Source organism: Paraburkholderia sp. CNPSo 3274 (assembly GCF_024206475.1).
GTDB lineage: Bacteria > Pseudomonadota > Gammaproteobacteria > Burkholderiales > Burkholderiaceae > Paraburkholderia.
Map to the genome: position 1 here is coordinate 1 of NZ_JAMBPR010000241.1, position 797 is coordinate 797.

1 protein-coding gene is annotated in these 797 nt (G+C 56.6%); it reads right to left on the minus strand.

Annotation, left to right across the window (positions count from 1 at the left end; translation table 11 throughout):
* Nucleotides 1-310: 310 nt before the first annotated feature.
* Entirely contained in the window at nucleotides 311-529 is a 219-nt protein-coding gene (locus tag M3I54_RS44460; protein WP_254346739.1) for a hypothetical protein, read from the minus strand.
* Nucleotides 530-797 lie beyond the last annotated feature (268 nt).

Consider the following 797-nt stretch of genomic DNA (forward strand, 5'->3'; position numbering starts at 1 on the left):
GCGTGGCTTGAAGAAGGTGGACCAGATGTTCGTGTTGAACATGGCGGCATACAACCTCGTGCGCATGCGATCACTGGGACAAATCCGCTTATAAGTGGCGGAAAGCGTGGCAAGGAGGTCAGAAGTCGGCCTCAAGCCGCCGAAAGAACGTTGAATTCGCGTTGAGATTGCACAATGCGAAAGTTTGCGACTGGCGGGCGCGTACATCGAGGCGCACCGCTTCCGCCGGGGGTGTATTTCCGCAACCTGCTAGGCGTCCGAGCTAGAAACCCCAAGGTTTTTAACGCTCCCAGACTGTTGTGTCAACGCTTCAGGCGACGCGGGTTGCGGAGAGGTGACCAAAGTGGGGATCTCGGCTGACGATGACTTTCGCGCCGGCGATGTGCAACTCGACCCGGCTTTGTGTATCGTTGGCCAATAGTTCGACGAGCGCGCAGGTAAGGCGCTGCGTCAGTACGCTGGTGGGAACCAGGGACTTCAGGTAAGCATCAAGAGCCGCTCTCGCCTCAAGTTGATCGTGCCGTTGCATTCAGTACCTCGTGGATCTATTTAACAGGTTGCGGAAATACATCCCCGGCGGAAGCGGTGCGCCTCGATGTACGCGCCCGCCAGTCGCAAACTTTCGCATTGTGCAATCTCAACGCGAATTCAACGTTCTTTCGGCGGCTTGAGGCCGACTTCTGACCTCCTTGCCACGCTTTCCGCCACTTATAAGCGGATTTGTGCCAGTGATCGCATGCGCACGAGGTTGTATGCCGCCATGTTCAACACGAACATCTGGTCCACCTTCTTCAAGC